Here is a 15459-nt window from a genome sequence, read left to right as displayed (position 1 = left end):
GTCAGAACTCTAACTCCGCACTGAAGTAGAGGACGTGGCGCTGGTCGTAGTTATTGTCGACCTGGGTGGTGGGCTGGTGGTCGAGGCGTTGTTGCAGCATGCCGGCCAGCTCCAGGTTGGCCTTGCCCAGGGCGATGCGTTTGGCGACTCGCATGTCGACCCGTTCAAAGCGATATTGATTGAGTGCATCGTTGCCATAATAGAACAGCGCGCTGGACCAGCCTTGCCCCCACTCGCGCATCCAGCCGGCCGAACCGCTGTTGCGTGCGGTCTGTTGGCGGTCCAGCGCGTTGCTGGCGTCGGCATCCACGTAAGCATAGGTCAGGCGCAGGCGGTCGGCGGTACTCAAGTGCCAGTCCAGCTGGGTCTCGGTCCCGGTAAAACGCGAGCTGTTACTGTTGCTGGCGATGTACTGGTTGTTGCGCAAGGGCTCGCTGATCATGCCGGTGATTTCGTCATAGAACAGCTTGATGTCGAGGTTCAGCCCAATGTCGGCAAAAAAACCGTTGTAGCCCAGCTCCCGGGAGCGCATCAGCTCCTTGTCGAGGTCGCCCGGGCCCCGGGTCTTGACGAAATACTGCCCGGAGTTCTGCCCGTACACGGGGGAACTGAGGTTGGTGACCCGGTAGCTCCAGTTCACATTGTTCTCGAACATGTCCGGCGAGCGGATGGCCTCGGAGTACACCGCGCGCAGCCCATGGCGCGGGTTGATCAGGTAGTTGACCGCGACCCTGGGCGTGAGCGAGTTGCCGCTCAATTGGGTGCTTTCGTACATCGCCCCGCCCTGCAACAGCCAGTGTTCGCTGGCGCGCCATTCCAGATGGCCGAACAGGCGCCAGGTGGTGTCGTCCAGCCGGCCATTGAAGTAGGTGTCGGAGTCGGCGCGGTCGTAGCGGTAATTCATGCCGCTGACCAGGCGCAGGCTGTCGGACAGGCTCAGGGTGTCCTGTACTTCCAGGTCGTAGCGGCTTTCCTTGGTGCTTTGGTCGATGTTGCCGCAGACGCTTTCCTTGCCGCCTTGATTCCACTGTTCGATGACCTCTTGGGCCAGCGCCTGCTCGGCAGCGGAACCCTGCGGTGGAGTGCCGCCCTGGTAATCCTGCATGTGCCGCGCCAACTTTTCAGCGTAGTTGGGGTTCATTTGCCACAACTGTGTCAACTGCGGGCTGAACGAGACCTTGGCGTCACAGGCTTTCCACACCTGGCGGCGATCCCACTGCTGCGCCGAACCCTGGATATACAGGCTGTGGTCGGGATTGAAGTCGAAGTTCCAGCGCAGGGAGGCGGCGTAGTCCTTGGCGCTGACGTCGGAATCAGTACCACCATCGGTAATCCCGGCAAACACCGGCTTGTAGGTGTACGGCCGCTGGTTGGTCCCTTCCTTGGCGTTGATCTGCCAGTCGATGCTTTGCTGCTGGTCGAGGGTCTGGCTGACTTTCAGGCTGAAGCGGTTGAGGCGCCGGCTATCGCGGTAGTCGGCACCCACCCGGTCGCTGTCAAAACCGTCGTCTTGTTGCCCGGACAGCGACAGCCGCAGGTTGCCGGTGTCCCAGCCCAGGCCCTGGCTGGCATACCAATCATTGATGCCGCGCTCGCCCCGGGTCATTTTCATCCGGGTGCCCAGGCTGTTGGCCGGCGAGCGGGTGAGGATATTGACCACTGCCATCAGCGCATTGGCGCCGTAGCTGACGGTATTGGGCCCACGGAACACCTCGATCCGCTCGATATCCTCCATGGCCACCGGAATATCGCTCCAGTCCACCGTGGCGAGGCCGGCGCGGTACACCGAGCGGCCATCGATCAGCACCTGCATGCGCCGTGCTTCGCTGGCATTGGTGCCGTGATAGTTGACGGCAGCCTGGTTGCCCGAGGTGTAGCCCACCATCATCCCCGGCACCAGGCGCAGCAACTCGGCGATATCCCGCGCGCCGCTGGCCTTGATCAGTTCGCTGTCGATCACCGTCATGCTGCCAGGCACGGCGGCGGCCGACTGCTTGAGCCGGGTCGCCGTGAGGACCTGGGGCAGCGGTTGGTTGTCGAGGAACAGATCGTCGGCCAGCAATGGCGTACTGACCAGCAGCGCCAGAAACACAGATGAACGAGGAGGAGGGCCCAAATACACGGCACGGCCTTGATAATTGCGGATAGCCGCCCATGTTAACTGAGGCGGGCGCTTTTGCCAGTCGGCGCTATCGCAATTACTGTGGTCTATCCGGCCATTTTCCGACAATCGCGGGAAATTACGGAAGGGCTGGCCGCCATCGGGCCGGCCCGTATAATGCCGCCATCGCCACTGCTATGGATTAACGGATTGCATATGACTGAACAGCGCCCAATTGCGGTCCTGGGAGGCGGAAGTTTTGGTACCGCCGTGGCTAATCTGCTGGCCGAGAACGGCCATCAGGTGCGTCAGTGGATGCGCGATCCCGAACAGGCCGAGGCCATCCGGGTCAACCGGGAAAACCCCCGTTACCTCAAGGGCATCAAGATTCATGCGGCGGTCACGCCGGTCACGGACCTGCAGGCCACCCTGGATGACTGCGACCTGTGCTTCGTCGCGCTGCCTTCCAGCGCCCTGCGCTCGGTGCTGGCGCCCCATGCCGAGCGGCTGGCGGGCAAGATGCTGGTCAGCCTGACCAAAGGCATCGAGGCCCAGACCTTCAAGCTGATGAGCGAAATCCTCGAGGACATCGCGCCCCAGGCCCGTATTGGCGTGCTCTCCGGGCCGAACCTGGCGCGGGAAGTGGCCGAACACGCCTTGACCGCCACCGTGGTCGCCAGTGAAGACGAGGCCCTGTGCGAACAGGTGCAGGCGGTGCTGCATGGCCGCACCTTCCGTGTCTATGCCAGTGCTGATCGCTTTGGCGTGGAGCTGGGCGGTGCGTTGAAAAACGTCTACGCCATCATCGCCGGCATGGCGGTGGCCCTGGGCATGGGGGAAAACACCAAGAGCATGCTGATCACCCGCGCGCTTGCGGAAATGACCCGCTTTGCGGTCAACCAGGGCGCCAACCCCATGACGTTCCTCGGCCTGGCCGGGGTGGGCGACCTGATCGTCACTTGCTCGTCGCCGAAAAGCCGCAACTACCAAGTGGGTTTTGCCCTGGGCCAGGGCTTGAGCCTGGAAGATGCCGTCACCCGCCTGGGTGAAGTGGCCGAAGGGGTCAACACCCTGAAGGTGCTCAAGGCCAAGGCCCAGGAGACCGGGGTCTATATGCCGTTGGTCGCCGGCCTGCACGCGATCCTGTTCGAAGGGCGCACCTTGAACCAGGTCATCGAGTTGCTGATGCGTGCCGAACCCAAGACCGATGTCGACTTTATTTCCACCAGTGGTTTCAACTGAGGAACGCGCGATGAACGATCCGAAAACAGCACCCAAGTATGAATCCATTGTCCTGCGCATCCTGTGGATGCTGGTGTTTGCCCTGGTCTGGCAAGTGGCGCAGTTCATCCTCGGGGCGTTGGTGGTGGTGCAGTTGATCTACCGCCTGATCTACGGCGCACCGAACCTGGGCCTGATGAACTTTGGCGACAGCCTCAGCCAGTTCCTCGCGCAGATTGGCCGCTTTGGCAGCTTCCACAGCGAGCAGAAACCCTGGCCCTTCGCCGATTGGCCAACCCCGCGCGCTCCGGAAGGCGAGGCCGCCCACAGCGTGCCGCCAGCCCCGCACCCGGTGCGCGATGAAGAGCCCAAGCTATGAAACTGTGGATATTGCGCCACGGAGAGGCCGAGTCCCATGCGTCCAGCGACGCCCAGCGCAACCTGACCGAGCGGGGCCGCGAAGAAGTGCTGCACAGCGCCGCGCACCTGATCGGCCAACCCATCAGCGCAATCATTGCCAGCCCTTATGCGCGGGCGCAGCAGACTGCACAGTTGGTGCGTGAGGCGCTGGGGTTTGTGCCAGAAATCCGCACCGTGCCGTGGCTGACGCCGGACGGCAACCCCCTGCAAGTGCTGGAAAAACTCGACACCGATGACAGTGTGCTGCTGGTCAGCCATCAGCCATTGGTGGGCAACCTGATCAGCTTTTTGCAGCACGGCCACCAGCGCCAGCCGCAACCGATGCACACCGCCAGCCTGGCGGAGCTGGAAGGGGACTTTCCGTTGGCGGGGCTGATGAGCCTCAATAGCGTCAAAAACCCCTGATTTTTCAGGCACAACACAATCACCTGTGGGAGCGGGCTTGCCCACGAATACGGTGTATCAGTCAATGAATATATTGGCTGACACTGCGCATTCGCGAGCAAGCCCGCTCCCACACTTATTTGTGTTGTGTCAGTAAGGAACTTGCAGTGCTCCTTTGTGCATGGAATAGTCCACCAAGCAAGTGCTTGGTTGGCTACCATCGGAACACACAGGAGCGCGTCCCATGTCTGTCGCTTTTCGTTTGCCGCTGCAGGTCTTCTTTGAACGTGAGGCGCGCCATCCGCGCCAGCGCTTTCTGGTCCAGCCCCTGGGCGGCGGCGAGGTGCAGACGCTCACCTGGGGCGAAGCCGGTCACCAGGCCCGTTGTGCCGCCCATTGGCTGCGCGCGCGGGAGCTGCCCCAGGGCTCGCACATTGCCCTGATCTCGAAAAACTGCGCGCACTGGATCATCGCCGACCTGGCGATCTGGATGGCCGGGCATGTCTCGGTCCCGCTGTATCCCAACCTCACCGCCGATTCCGTGGCCCATGTGCTGGAGCACTCCGAGGCCGCGTTGGCGTTTATCGGCAAGCTTGACGACTGGCCAGCCATGGCCCCAGGCATCAAGGCCGGGCTTGCGACCATCAGCCTGCCGCTGTGCCCCGAAGGTGAGTTCGACTTCACCTGGGCCGACCTGCAAGCCTGCTCGCCGATCCAGGATGACCCCGCGCCTGCGGCCACGGACCTGGCCACCATCATTTACACCTCCGGCACCACTGGCCTGCCCAAGGGCGTAATGCATACCTTCGGCGGCCTGGCGTTCGCGGCGACCCGGGGTACCGAGCTGTTCGGCCTGGGGGAGGGCGATCGCCTGCTGTCTTACCTGCCGCTGTGCCATGTGGCCGAGCGCATGTTTGTCGAGATGGCGGCGATCTACACCGGGCAAACGGTGTTTTTTGCCGAAAGCCTCGACACCTTCCTCACCGACCTGCAACGCGCCCGGCCCACGGCCCTGTTCGGCGTGCCGCGGATCTGGACCAAATTCCAGATGGGGGTGTACGGCAAAATCCCGGAAAAACGCCTGGACCTGCTGCTGCGCCTGCCATTTATCGGAAAACGTGTCGGCCACAAGGTCCTTGCCGGCCTCGGGCTGGACGCGGTCCGGGTGGCCCTGTCCGGTGCCGCGCCGGTGCCCGAGGCGCTGCTGCGCTGGTACCAGCGCCTGGGCCTGGACGTGCTGGAGGTGTATGGCATGACCGAAAGTTGTGGTTACTCCCACGTCTGTCGCCCCGGCCAGCAGAAGATCGGCTGGATCGGCCTGCCATGCCCGGACGTGGAGGTGCGCATCGATCCGGCTGGCGAAGTCCAGGTACGCAGCGGCGCGACCATGCTCGGCTACTTCAAGGACCCGCAGAAGACCGCCGAGACCCTCACCGAGGACGGCTTCCTGCGTACCGGCGACAAGGGCGAGCAGGATGCCGAAGGCCGCTTGCGCCTGACCGGGCGCCTCAAGGAAATCTTCAAGACCAGCAAGGGCAAGTACGTGGCCCCGGCGCCCATCGAAAACCGCCTGGCGGAGCACGGGCGCATCGAGCAGGTGTGCGTGGTCGGCGATGGCCTGAGCGCGCCGATGGGCTTGTGCGTGCTGTCTGCGGTGGGTCTGCAAGAGGCGGCCAGCGAGGCCCGGCAATCCTTGCACGGCAGCCTGGAGCGCCTGCTGGAGGAGGTCAACCAGGTGCTGGATAAACATGAGCGCTTGCGTCAACTGGTGGTGGTGAAAGACAGTTGGGCCGTGGAAAACGGCTTTCTGACGCCGACCCTGAAGATCAAGCGCAACGTGATCGAGTCAACCTACGGTCCACAGTTCCAGGCCTGGAGCGCGCGCTCCGAGGCGGTGCTGTGGCAGGATTGAGCATTCAATAAAATCAATAAGGACACTGCAATGAGCCTGTGGCGCACCCTTCCCAACATCGAGCAACTCAATGCCATCCAGAAAAACACCATTGGTGAAGTGCTGGACATCCGTTTCGAGCGCTTCGACGACGAGTCCCTGACCGCCAGCATGGTGATCGACCACCGCACCCATCAACCCTATGGCCTGCTGCACGGTGGGGCCTCGGTGGTGTTGGCCGAAACAGTCGGCTCCATGGCCAGCTATTTGTGCATCGACGCCAGCAAGTTCTACTGCGTGGGCCTGGAGATCAACGCCAATCACCTGCGCGGCCTGCGGTCCGGGCGGGTGACGGCGGTGGCCCGGGCGATCCATATCGGGCGCACCACCCATGTCTGGGACATTCGCCTGACCAGTGACGAGGGCAAGGCCAGTTGCGTGTCGCGCCTGACCATGGCCGTGGTGCCGCTGGGCGAGAACCCGCCAGCGCGATAGGCGTGGCGTGAGTGTCATCATTCCTGGCAGTTACAGTCATTGCTGTAGCGACCGGGGGTGGGGACAATCGATTTCTGTTTTTGAAGATGGGCAGGCTATGTCGCAACATGTGTTTTTCACCCATGCCAATGGCTTCCCTTCGGCGACCTACGGCAAATTGTTCGCGGCCCTGGCGCCGGAGTACGCAGTGGCGCACCTGTCACAGCACGGCCACGATCCGCGGTTTCCGGTGGATGACAACTGGCAGAACCTGGTGGACGAATTGATCCACCACCTGGAACAGCAACCGGAGCCGGTGTGGGGCGTCGGCCATTCACTGGGTGGGGTATTGCATTTGCACGCGGCCTTGCGCTGCCCGCAGTTGTATCGCGGGGTGGTGATGCTCGACTCGCCGGTGCTGACCCTGGCCGACCGCTGGGTGATCCGTGCGGCCAAGCGTTTTGGCCTGATCGACCGCCTGACCCCGGCTGGCCGCACCCTGGGCCGGCGCGAAGAGTTCGCCGATCTGGAGGCGGCGCGCCAGTATTTTTCCGGCAAGACGTTGTTCCGCGGGTTTGATCCGGATTGCCTGGAGGCCTATCTGCAACACGGTTTGCACCAGGTCGGCGATCGCTTGCGCCTGCGGTTCGACCCGGCCACGGAAATCAGCATCTACCGCGGCGTGCCACACACCAGCCCTGGCCAGACTCGCCAATTGAAAGTGCCACTGGCCGTGGTACGCGGCCGGCAGAGCCGGGTGGTGATGCGCCATCACGCCAGCGGCGTCGCGCGCCTGCCCATGGGCGAGATGCTGACCATGCCCGGCGGCCACATGTTTCCCCTGGAGCGCCCGCATGATACGGCGACCTTGATCAAGAACCTGTTCACCCGTTGGCAAGCCCGCGAGCGCAGTTGCGCATGACCGTGCCTGTCGAAGAAGTGCGCCTGAGCCTGCCGCATATCGAGCTGTCGGCCCATCTGTTCGGCCCGCAAGACGGCCTGCCGGTGATCGCCCTGCATGGCTGGCTGGACAACGCCAACAGCTTCGCGCGCCTGGCACCCAAGCTGCACGGCTTGCGTATTGTCGCCCTGGACATGGCCGGCCACGGCCACTCGTCCCATCGTCCGGCCGGCGCAGGTTATGCGCTGTGGGATTACGTGTTCGATGTACTGCAAGTGGCCGAACAACTGGGCTGGAAACGTTTTGCATTACTTGGCCACTCCCTCGGTGCAGTTGTTTCCACCGTACTGGCCGGGGCCATGCCGGAGCGCGTGACGCATTTGGCATTGATCGACGGCGTGATCCCGCCGACCGCCACCGGCGAGAACGCCGCCGAGCGCCTGGGCATGGCCTTGCAGGCGCAAATCAACCTGCAAGACAAGCGCAAGCCGGTGTATGGCAGCCTCGACCGGGCGGTGGAGGCGCGGATGAAAGGTGTGGTCGCCGTCAGCCGTGAAGCCGCGGAACTCCTGGCCCAGCGCGGCTTGATGCCGGTACCGGGCGGCTACACCTGGCGCAGCGACAGCCGCCTGACACTGGCCTCGCCGATGCGCCTGACGGAAGAACAGGCCATGGCCTTCGTGCGCCGGGTAGCTTGCCCTACGCAGTTGGTGGTCGCACAAGAGGGCATGCTGGCCAAGCATCCCGAGCTGCTTTCGCAGCTGCCGTTCACCGTGACGACCCTTGCAGGTGGCCATCATTTGCACCTGAATGACGAGCCGGGGGCCGCTCTTGTTGCAGACTGTTTCAATCGGTTCTTCACCGCGCCTTGACTTGGCGGGGGCAACTGTCGAGGCTGGGCGGATTGAAAGGGAGTCAACCATGAACAATCCGAATACCGCGAAGGCATCCACCGGCCCAGGCGCACCGATCCGATGAGTAGTGCCAAGGGAATTATCCGTGTGCTTGGGCTGTGCTGCGTCAGCCCGTTGGTTTTCGCTGCTGATCTACCGGGAAGCCAGGATCTGCCCAGCGTGGCCCGTCAGGTGGATGCGCAGATTGTCGACTACCGTCCCGCCGAAGAAAAAGAACGCATCTACCCGATGGGCGCGATCCGCAAGATCAGCGGCCAGTTACGTTACGAAGGCCAGGCCACGGCGCGTGGTCAAGTGACCGCCATCACCTATGAACTGCCCGCCGAGCACAGTTCCAGCGCGGCCTTCAAATCCACGCGCGAGGCCTTGCAAGAGCAGGGCGCACAGTTGCTGTTCTGGTGCCAGGCCCGCGATTGTGGCGAAAGCAGCCTGTGGGCCAACGAGGTCCTGGGCAATGCCAAGCTGGTGGGCGCCGATGGCCAGCAGGAATTCCTCTTGCTGCGCCTGGCCGCCCCCCAGGACAACTCCCTGGTGGCGCTGTACGGCATCACTCGCGGCAATCGCCGGGCGTACCTGCATGTGGAGCAAATGGACGCCAGCGCGCCCTTGGGGCAATTGCTGCCAACCTCGGCCACGTTGTTGCGCGAACTGAAAAGCACCGACGAGCTGGATTTCCCCTCGCTGGGGGCTGAGCCCGACGCCACGTGGCTGACCCTGATTTCCCGTGGATTGAACCTCGATACCACCTTGCGGGTCAGTTTGAGCGGGCCCAACGCCGAAGCCTGGCGCCAGGGCCTGATCGACAAGGGCGTACGCGCGGCGCGGTTGGAAACCGCCACTAGCGAGGCCAAGGGCCTGCATCTGCAAGTGATCCGCTGATCGTTCCAGGGCGAACGGACCCGTGCCGTTCGCCTAAGCTCTTCCTCTACAGACTTTTTTCGAGAAACCACATGCTCAACAATGATCGCCTGCTGGTGCAGATCCTGCTCCTGGTGCTGTTTGGTGCCAGTTTCTGGGTGATGGCGCCGTTCTGGTCGGCGCTGTTCTGGGGCGCGGTGCTGGCGTTTGCCAGTTGGCCGCTGATGCGCCTGTTGACCCGCGCCCTGGGTGGCCGCGAGTCCCTGGCCGCCGGGATCCTGACCCTGGGCTGGATGCTGCTGGTGGCGGTGCCGCTGGTGTGGCTGGGCTTCAACCTGGCCGACCACGTGCGCGACGCCGTGGCGCTGATCAAGGACGTCCAGGTCGACGGCCTGCCCGAGGCGCCCACCTGGCTGGGCTCCATCCCGTTTGTGGGAGAGCGGCTGGTGGGCATGTGGGACAGCATCGACCAACAGGGCGCAGCCTTGATGGTCACGATCAAGCCGTACCTGGGGCAGGTCGGCAACTGGCTGCTGGCCCGTAGCGCGCAGATCGGCGGCGGCATTCTGGAGCTGACCCTGAGCCTGGTGTTTGTGTTCTTTTTCTACCGCGACGGGCCGCGCCTGGCGATGTTCGTCCACCGTTTGCTGGAACGCTTGATTGGTGAGCGTGCCGGGTACTACATCGACCTGGTCGCCGGTACCGTACAGCGGGTGGTCAACGGCGTGATCGGCACCGCCGCCGCCCAGGCACTGCTGGCACTGATCGGCTTCCTGATCGCCGGCGTGCCGGGGGCACTGGTGCTGGGCATCGTCACCTTCCTGCTGAGCCTGATCCCCATGGGCCCGCCGCTGGTATGGATCCCGGCCACGGCCTGGCTGGTATGGAAGGGCGATTACACCTATGCGGTGTTCCTTGGCGTCTGGGGCACATTCATCATCAGCGGCGTGGACAACGTGCTCAAGCCGTACCTGATCAGCCGCGGCGGCAACCTGCCGCTGGTGATTGTGCTGCTGGGGGTATTTGGTGGCTTGATCGCGTTTGGCTTTATCGGCTTGTTTATCGGGCCGACCTTGCTGGCAGTGGCGTATAGCCTGTTGACGGATTGGAGCGCCAGCCAGGCGCAGGTTCGTCGCGAGGACAAGACAAACTGATCTCTGCTAGGAGCCGGCAGGCCGGCTCCTACAGGGGTTCGCTTCTGGGTAGCCACATTTTTGCCGTCAACCCACCGCCTGGTGTTTCCTCCAGGCTCAATCTACCCCCCAACCGCTCCACCGCCTCCTTGGCGATGGTCATCCCCAGCCCCACGCCCCCGGAATTACGGTTGCGCGAGCCTTCCAGCCGAAAAAACGCTTCGAACACCGCTTCCCGCTGTTCGGCGGCAATCCCCGGCCCATGGTCGATCACCCGAATCACCAGCGCCTGGGGGCTATCCTGCAGTTCAATGCGCGCCGTACCGGCATAACGCAGGGCGTTGTCGATCAAGTTGTTCAGGCACGAGCGCAAGGCCATGGGTTGCACTTGCAGCGGGGCGCTTTGGCCCAGGCACTGCACGTCTGCGCCCTGGTCCTGGGCGTTTTCGCTCAAAGATTGCACCAGTGCCTGCACGTCCAGCCACTGTCGGCTTTCGCCGGTGCGTTGTTCGTGCAGGTAGCTCAAGGTGGCGTCGAGCATGCCGATCATGTCGTCCAGATCGTGGCGCATCTGGCCCTGCAAGCGCATATCGTCGATCTGCTCCAGGCGCAGCTTGAGCCGCGACAGCGGGGTGCGCAGGTCGTGGGACACTGCGCCGAGCATGCGCGCGCGCTGGCTGACTTGTTCGCGGATGCGCCGTTGCATCAGGTTGAAGGTCGAGGCAGCCTGGCGGGCTTCGCGCGGGCCGGATTCGTCCAGGGGCGGGCTGTCCAGGTCCAGGCTCAGGCGCTCGGCCGCCGCGCTCAAGCGCTGGATCGGGCGGCTGAGCAGCTTGGCGCCGAACCACGCGGCGATGATCAGCGAGATACATTGGAAGGACAGCAGCACCACCGCGCCTCTGAGTCTGGGACGGCTCTGTATCTGGGGCTCCAAGGTACCGTCCGCTTGTTCGACCAGCGTTGTGACAGGCGGTGGTGGCGGCGGGCCGTAATGCTGGAACCAAAGGATCGCCAGCACATGGGCCAGCACAATGCCCACCAGCAACACCCCGAACAGGCGGCCAAACAACGTGTTGAAGGCGTTGCGCATCAGCCAATGTCTCGCGCGTCGAACAGGTAGCCTTCACCGCGCACGGTCTTGATCAGTTGCGGGGCCTTGGGGTCGTCCCCCAGTTTCTGGCGCAGGCGCGAGACCAGCAGGTCGATGCTGCGGTCAAAGGCTTCGATCGAGCGCCCACGGGCGGCATCCAGCAACTGTTCGCGGCTGAGCACCCGGCGCGGACGTTCGATAAATACCCACAGCAAACGGAATTCGGCGTTGGACAGCGGCACCACCAGGCCGTTGTCGGCCACCAGTTGGCGCAGCACGCTGTTGAGGCGCCAGTTATCGAAGCGGATGTTGGTCCGCTGCTCGGTGCGCTCATCACGAACCCTGCGCAGGATGGTCTGGATCCGCGCCACCAGTTCCCGGGGTTCAAACGGCTTGGACATATAGTCGTCAGCCCCCAGCTCCAGGCCGATAATGCGGTCGGTGGGTTCGCAGCGGGCGGTCAGCATCAGGATCGGGATATCCGATTCGGCCCGCAGCCAGCGGCAAATCGACAAACCGTCTTCGCCCGGCAGCATCAGGTCGAGCACCACCACATCAAAGGTCTCGGCCAGCATGGCCTGGCGCATGGCGGCGCCATCGGTCACGCCGCTGGCGAGGATGTTGAAGCGGGCCAGGTAATCGATCAGCAGTTCGCGGATCGGCACATCGTCGTCGACGATCAGCGCGCGGGTGTTCCAGCGCTTGTCCTCGGTGGCGGGCTCGTGGTTCAGGGCACAAGGGGTATGCATGGTGCGATCATCTGCCTGGTTGACCGTCGGCCCAGGGGCGGCGACGGGGTAGGTGCGTTGAGCGTAGGCGCCGTGTCGGGGCATGCGGGCGAGGCTACTGGCGGGGCATGTTGCAGGCGTGTCGTGAATGTATCGACTTTGAAATATTAGCCGCTTCTCCCAGAAAAGTAGGCAGTCGGCGAGGATTTACCGATCATCGGATCCCGCAAAGCCGCTGCTTGCGCTACAATCCGCGCCGATTTCGACTTGCCTGAGAGCCCATTCCAATGTCCGTCTGCCAGACTCCTATCATCGTCGCCCTGGATTACCCCACTCGTGACGCCGCACTGAAGCTGGCTGACCAGTTGGACCCCAAGCTCTGCCGGGTCAAGGTCGGCAAGGAATTGTTCACCAGTTGCGCCGCAGAAATCGTCGGCACCCTGCGGGACAAAGGTTTTGAGGTGTTCCTCGACCTGAAATTCCACGATATCCCCAACACCACCGCAATGGCGGTCAAGGCCGCTGCCGAGATGGGCGTGTGGATGGTCAACGTTCACTGTTCCGGCGGCCTGCGCATGATGGCCGCGTGCCGTGAGGTGCTGGAGCAACGCAGCGGTCCCAAGCCGCTGCTGATCGGTGTAACCGTGCTGACCAGCATGGAGCGTGAGGACCTGGCCGGTATCGGCCTGGATATCGAGCCCCAGGAGCAAGTGCTGCGCCTGGCGGCCCTGGCGCAGAAGGCCGGCCTTGATGGCCTGGTCTGTTCGGCGCTGGAAGCCCAGGCGTTGAAGGCCGCCCATCCGGCGTTGCAGTTGGTGACTCCGGGGATTCGCCCGGCGGGCAGCGCCCAGGACGACCAGCGCCGCATCCTTACCCCGCGCCAGGCGCTGGATGCGGGTTCTGATTACCTGGTGATTGGTCGCCCGATCAGCCAGGCGGCTGATCCGGCCAAGGCCCTGGCGGCGGTGGTTGCCGAAATCGCCTGATGCCCTTGCGCTAAAAATGTGGGAGCTGGCTTGCCAGCGATGCAGGCACCTCGGTTTTTCAGTCAGTCCGAGGTGATGCTATCGCAGGCAAGCCAGCTCCTACATTTGCTTATGGTGTGTCGGCTGGCACCCAATCCCACAAGGGCTCTGTGGGGTGTCAGTTGACCTTGAGCACCAACTTGCCAAAGTTCTCGCCGTTGAACAGCTTCATCAGCGTCTCCGGGAATGTCTCCAGCCCCTCGACAATATCTTCCTTGCTCTTGAGCTTGCCCTGCGCCATCCAGCCGGCCATTTCCTGGCCGGCGGCGGCAAAGTTCGCCGCGTGGTCCATCACCACAAACCCTTCCATGCGCGCCCGATTGACCAGCAGCGACAAGTAGTTGGCCGGACCCTTCACGGCTTCCTTGTTGTTGTACTGGCTGATGGCACCGCAGATCACTACACGCGCCTTTAGCGCGAGGCGGCTGAGCACGGCATCGAGGATATCGCCGCCCACGTTGTCGAAATACACGTCCACGCCTTTCGGGCATTCGCGCTTGAGGGCCGCCGGCACGTCTTCGTGCTTGTAGTCGATGGCCGCGTCGAACCCCAGTTCATCCAGCAAAAACTTGCACTTGTCGGCGCCGCCGGCAATCCCGACCACGCGGCATCCCTTGATCTTGGCGATCTGCCCGGCAATGCTGCCCACCGCCCCGGCGGCGCCGGAAATCACCACAGTGTCGCCGGCCTTGGGCGCGCCGGTGTCGAGCAGGGCGAAGTAGGCGGTCATGCCGGTCATGCCCAGCGCCGACAGATAGCGCGGCAACGGCGCCAGTTTCGGGTCGACCTTGTAGAAACCTCGCGGCTCGCCGAGGAAGTAATCCTGCACGCCCAGGGCGCCATTCACATAATCGCCTACGGCGAATTTCGGGGTGTTCGAGGCGATGACCTGGCCTACGCCCAGGGCGCGCATGACTTCACCGATGCCTACCGGCGGGATGTAGGACTTGCCTTCATTCATCCAGCCACGCATGGCCGGGTCGAGGGACAGGTACTCATTACGCACTAGTACCTGGCCGTCCGCCAGGTTGCCCACTGGCACTTCCTGATAGGTAAAGGTGTCCCGCGTGGCCGCGCCGACCGGGCGTTTGGCAAGCAGGAATTGGCGGTTGGTCTGGGCAGTCATGGCAAGGACTCTGGGTAAATGAACCTCAAGTGATAGACCTTCCAGGCGCCAGGAGCAAGTTCGGCCGATGCCTGCGAATGCCCGTCGATAGGCTGGCTTGATAGTGGGCACGGCACACTTATCACTGCCACGCATGGGCGTTCAACCGGCCTTCTGATAGTGCTGACGCGCGGCGCCGGGCACTGGCTATGCTGGGCGAACGGGTATTCATCCAAGGATAAAAGCTATGAGCATGACGTTTTCCGGCCAGGTCGCCCTGGTCACTGGTGCCGCCAACGGCATTGGCCGCGCCACGGCACTGGCATTTGCCGAGGAAGGCTTGAAGGTGGTGGTCGCCGACCTGGATGTGACGGGCGGCGAGGGCACGGTCGCGCTGATCCGCGAGGTGGGCGGTGAGGCGGTGTTCGTGCGCTGCAACGTCACCCTGGAGGCGGACGTAAAGAACCTGATGCAGCAGGTGTTGAACAGTTATGGCCGCCTGGACTATGCGTTCAACAATGCCGGCATCGAAATCGAACAAGGCAAGTTGGCCGACGGCACCCTGGATGAGTTCGACGCGATCATGGGCGTCAACGTCAAGGGCGTGTGGTTGTGCATGAAGTACCAGTTGCCGTTGCTGCTGGCCCAGGGCGGCGGGGCGATCGTCAATACCGCGTCGGTGGCCGGGTTGGGGGCTGCGCCGAAGATGAGTATTTATGCGGCGTCCAAGCATGCGGTGATTGGCCTGACCAAGTCGGCGGCCATCGAGTACGCGAAAAAGAAAATCCGCGTCAACGCCGTGTGCCCGGCGGTGATCGATACCGACATGTTCCGCCGCGCCTATGAAGCCGATCCGCGCAAGGCCGAATTTGCCGCTGCCATGCACCCGGTCGGGCGTATTGGTACGGTCGGGGAAATCGCCAGTGCGGTCCTGTATTTGTGCAGCGATGGTGCGGCGTTCACCACCGGGCATGCATTGGCGGTGGATGGTGGGGCGACCGCTATTTAGGACCTGCTGCCGTGCACCACTGGGAAAGTGATTTGAGGCGCTGTGGGGCGTTTCCGCAGGTGGCAAGATGCCTTGGTTTATTGTGTTTCAATAGGTAAATAATTCAATAAAATCAATGATTTAATAAATTTATGAGCGGGGTGATCCGGACCTTCTGTGCTTAACTGTTTTGAGTTAAAAGCCAAACAGTTGAAGGGGGTGGCTC

15 protein-coding genes are annotated in these 15459 nt (G+C 63.0%); 11 read left to right on the top strand and 4 right to left on the bottom strand.

The features are described from left to right. Position 1: 1 nt before the first annotated feature. Positions 2-2122 (bottom strand): TonB-dependent receptor plug domain-containing protein, encoded by a 2121-nt coding sequence (locus ACO77H_RS19365; protein WP_432754450.1) that lies wholly within the window; start codon positions 2120-2122, stop codon positions 2-4. 195 nt (positions 2123-2317) lie between these two features. Here ACO77H_RS19365 and ACO77H_RS19360 point away from each other — a divergent pair, with 195 nt between their 5' ends. From ACO77H_RS19360 to ACO77H_RS19320, 9 genes are all read left to right on the top strand, one after another. Beyond that, positions 2318-3343, top strand: coding sequence for an NAD(P)H-dependent glycerol-3-phosphate dehydrogenase (locus ACO77H_RS19360; RefSeq protein ID WP_169956803.1), 1026 nt, complete (start codon positions 2318-2320; stop codon positions 3341-3343). A 10-nt stretch (positions 3344-3353) separates the two neighbouring features. Then, complete coding sequence (locus ACO77H_RS19355) at positions 3354-3701, top strand: DUF4389 domain-containing protein (RefSeq protein WP_038447121.1); 348 nt, start codon at positions 3354-3356, stop codon at positions 3699-3701. Continuing rightward, the gene (gene sixA / locus ACO77H_RS19350; RefSeq protein ID WP_172312806.1) at positions 3698-4147 is read left to right on the top strand and encodes a phosphohistidine phosphatase SixA; all 450 of its coding nucleotides are present in this window, start codon (positions 3698-3700) and stop codon (positions 4145-4147) included. Before ACO77H_RS19355 ends, sixA begins: the two co-directional genes overlap by 4 nt. A gap of 223 nt (positions 4148-4370) precedes the next feature. After that, on the top strand, positions 4371-6038 hold the full coding sequence (locus ACO77H_RS19345; protein ID WP_169956806.1) for an AMP-binding protein: 1668 nt from the start codon (positions 4371-4373) through the stop codon (positions 6036-6038). A 30-nt stretch (positions 6039-6068) separates the two neighbouring features. After that, complete coding sequence (locus ACO77H_RS19340) at positions 6069-6512, top strand: hotdog fold thioesterase (RefSeq protein WP_169956808.1); 444 nt, start codon at positions 6069-6071, stop codon at positions 6510-6512. Between the two features lie 97 nt (positions 6513-6609). Next, entirely contained in the window at positions 6610-7413 is an 804-nt protein-coding gene (locus ACO77H_RS19335) for an alpha/beta fold hydrolase (RefSeq protein ID WP_432754449.1), read from the top strand. Further along, a complete protein-coding gene (locus ACO77H_RS19330; protein ID WP_432754448.1) occupies positions 7410-8264 on the top strand; it encodes an alpha/beta hydrolase in 855 nt (284 codons plus the stop codon). The genes ACO77H_RS19335 and ACO77H_RS19330 overlap by 4 nt, the downstream gene beginning before the upstream one ends. Before the next feature lie 102 nt (positions 8265-8366). Beyond that, positions 8367-9185 carry a DUF4892 domain-containing protein gene (locus ACO77H_RS19325; protein WP_169956814.1) on the top strand — a complete coding sequence of 273 codons (819 nt, stop codon included), beginning with the start codon at positions 8367-8369 and terminating at the stop codon, positions 9183-9185. 71 nt (positions 9186-9256) lie between these two features. Continuing rightward, positions 9257-10318 carry an AI-2E family transporter gene (locus ACO77H_RS19320; protein ID WP_169956816.1) on the top strand — a complete coding sequence of 354 codons (1062 nt, stop codon included), beginning with the start codon at positions 9257-9259 and terminating at the stop codon, positions 10316-10318. A gap of 28 nt (positions 10319-10346) precedes the next feature. Here ACO77H_RS19320 and ACO77H_RS19315 read toward each other — a convergent pair whose 3' ends face one another. Both ACO77H_RS19315 and ACO77H_RS19310 read right to left on the bottom strand, forming a co-directional pair. Then, positions 10347-11387: a sensor histidine kinase gene (locus ACO77H_RS19315; RefSeq protein WP_432754447.1), complete on the bottom strand. Its 1041-nt coding sequence runs from the start codon at positions 11385-11387 to the stop codon at positions 10347-10349. Continuing rightward, entirely contained in the window at positions 11387-12136 is a 750-nt protein-coding gene (locus ACO77H_RS19310; RefSeq protein ID WP_169956845.1) for a response regulator, read from the bottom strand. The genes ACO77H_RS19315 and ACO77H_RS19310 overlap by 1 nt, the downstream gene beginning before the upstream one ends. Before the next feature lie 266 nt (positions 12137-12402). Here ACO77H_RS19310 and pyrF point away from each other — a divergent pair, with 266 nt between their 5' ends. Continuing rightward, positions 12403-13101 carry an orotidine-5'-phosphate decarboxylase gene (pyrF, locus tag ACO77H_RS19305; protein ID WP_029292743.1) on the top strand — a complete coding sequence of 233 codons (699 nt, stop codon included), beginning with the start codon at positions 12403-12405 and terminating at the stop codon, positions 13099-13101. A gap of 157 nt (positions 13102-13258) precedes the next feature. On the opposite strand, the gene ACO77H_RS19300 is transcribed toward pyrF, so the two are convergent. Continuing rightward, positions 13259-14266 (bottom strand): NADP-dependent oxidoreductase, encoded by a 1008-nt coding sequence (locus ACO77H_RS19300; RefSeq protein ID WP_170056987.1) that lies wholly within the window; start codon positions 14264-14266, stop codon positions 13259-13261. Positions 14267-14492: 226 nt separating this feature from the next. Between ACO77H_RS19300 and ACO77H_RS19295 the strand changes: the two genes are divergently transcribed. Further along, positions 14493-15254 (top strand): SDR family oxidoreductase, encoded by a 762-nt coding sequence (locus ACO77H_RS19295; protein WP_170056988.1) that lies wholly within the window; start codon positions 14493-14495, stop codon positions 15252-15254. The last annotated feature ends 205 nt before the right edge of the window (positions 15255-15459 follow it).

The organism is Pseudomonas sp. WMBT8 (genome assembly GCF_050916005.1).
GTDB lineage: Bacteria > Pseudomonadota > Gammaproteobacteria > Pseudomonadales > Pseudomonadaceae > Aquipseudomonas.
Note: the sequence above shows the minus strand (reverse complement) of the source record. Positions and strands in the feature narration are given on the sequence as shown.

Bases quoted from the DNA above. Each gene is read 5' to 3' on its own strand.
- ACO77H_RS19360 (WP_169956803.1), top strand. From the start codon at position 2,318: ATGACTGAACAGCGCCCAATTGCGGTCCTGGGAGGCGGAAGTTTTGGT.
- ACO77H_RS19355 (WP_038447121.1), top strand. From the start codon at position 3,354: ATGAACGATCCGAAAACAGCACCCAAGTATGAATCCATTGTCCTGCGC.
- sixA (WP_172312806.1), top strand. From the start codon at position 3,698: ATGAAACTGTGGATATTGCGCCACGGAGAGGCCGAGTCCCATGCGTCC.
- ACO77H_RS19345 (WP_169956806.1), top strand. From the start codon at position 4,371: ATGTCTGTCGCTTTTCGTTTGCCGCTGCAGGTCTTCTTTGAACGTGAG.
- ACO77H_RS19340 (WP_169956808.1), top strand. From the start codon at position 6,069: ATGAGCCTGTGGCGCACCCTTCCCAACATCGAGCAACTCAATGCCATC.
- ACO77H_RS19335 (WP_432754449.1), top strand. From the start codon at position 6,610: ATGTCGCAACATGTGTTTTTCACCCATGCCAATGGCTTCCCTTCGGCG.
- ACO77H_RS19330 (WP_432754448.1), top strand. From the start codon at position 7,410: ATGACCGTGCCTGTCGAAGAAGTGCGCCTGAGCCTGCCGCATATCGAG.
- ACO77H_RS19325 (WP_169956814.1), top strand. From the start codon at position 8,367: ATGAGTAGTGCCAAGGGAATTATCCGTGTGCTTGGGCTGTGCTGCGTC.
- ACO77H_RS19320 (WP_169956816.1), top strand. From the start codon at position 9,257: ATGCTCAACAATGATCGCCTGCTGGTGCAGATCCTGCTCCTGGTGCTG.
- ACO77H_RS19315 (WP_432754447.1), bottom strand. From the start codon at position 11,387: ATGCGCAACGCCTTCAACACGTTGTTTGGCCGCCTGTTCGGGGTGTTG.
- ACO77H_RS19310 (WP_169956845.1), bottom strand. From the start codon at position 12,136: ATGCATACCCCTTGTGCCCTGAACCACGAGCCCGCCACCGAGGACAAG.
- pyrF (WP_029292743.1), top strand. From the start codon at position 12,403: ATGTCCGTCTGCCAGACTCCTATCATCGTCGCCCTGGATTACCCCACT.
- ACO77H_RS19300 (WP_170056987.1), bottom strand. From the start codon at position 14,266: ATGACTGCCCAGACCAACCGCCAATTCCTGCTTGCCAAACGCCCGGTC.
- ACO77H_RS19295 (WP_170056988.1), top strand. From the start codon at position 14,493: ATGAGCATGACGTTTTCCGGCCAGGTCGCCCTGGTCACTGGTGCCGCC.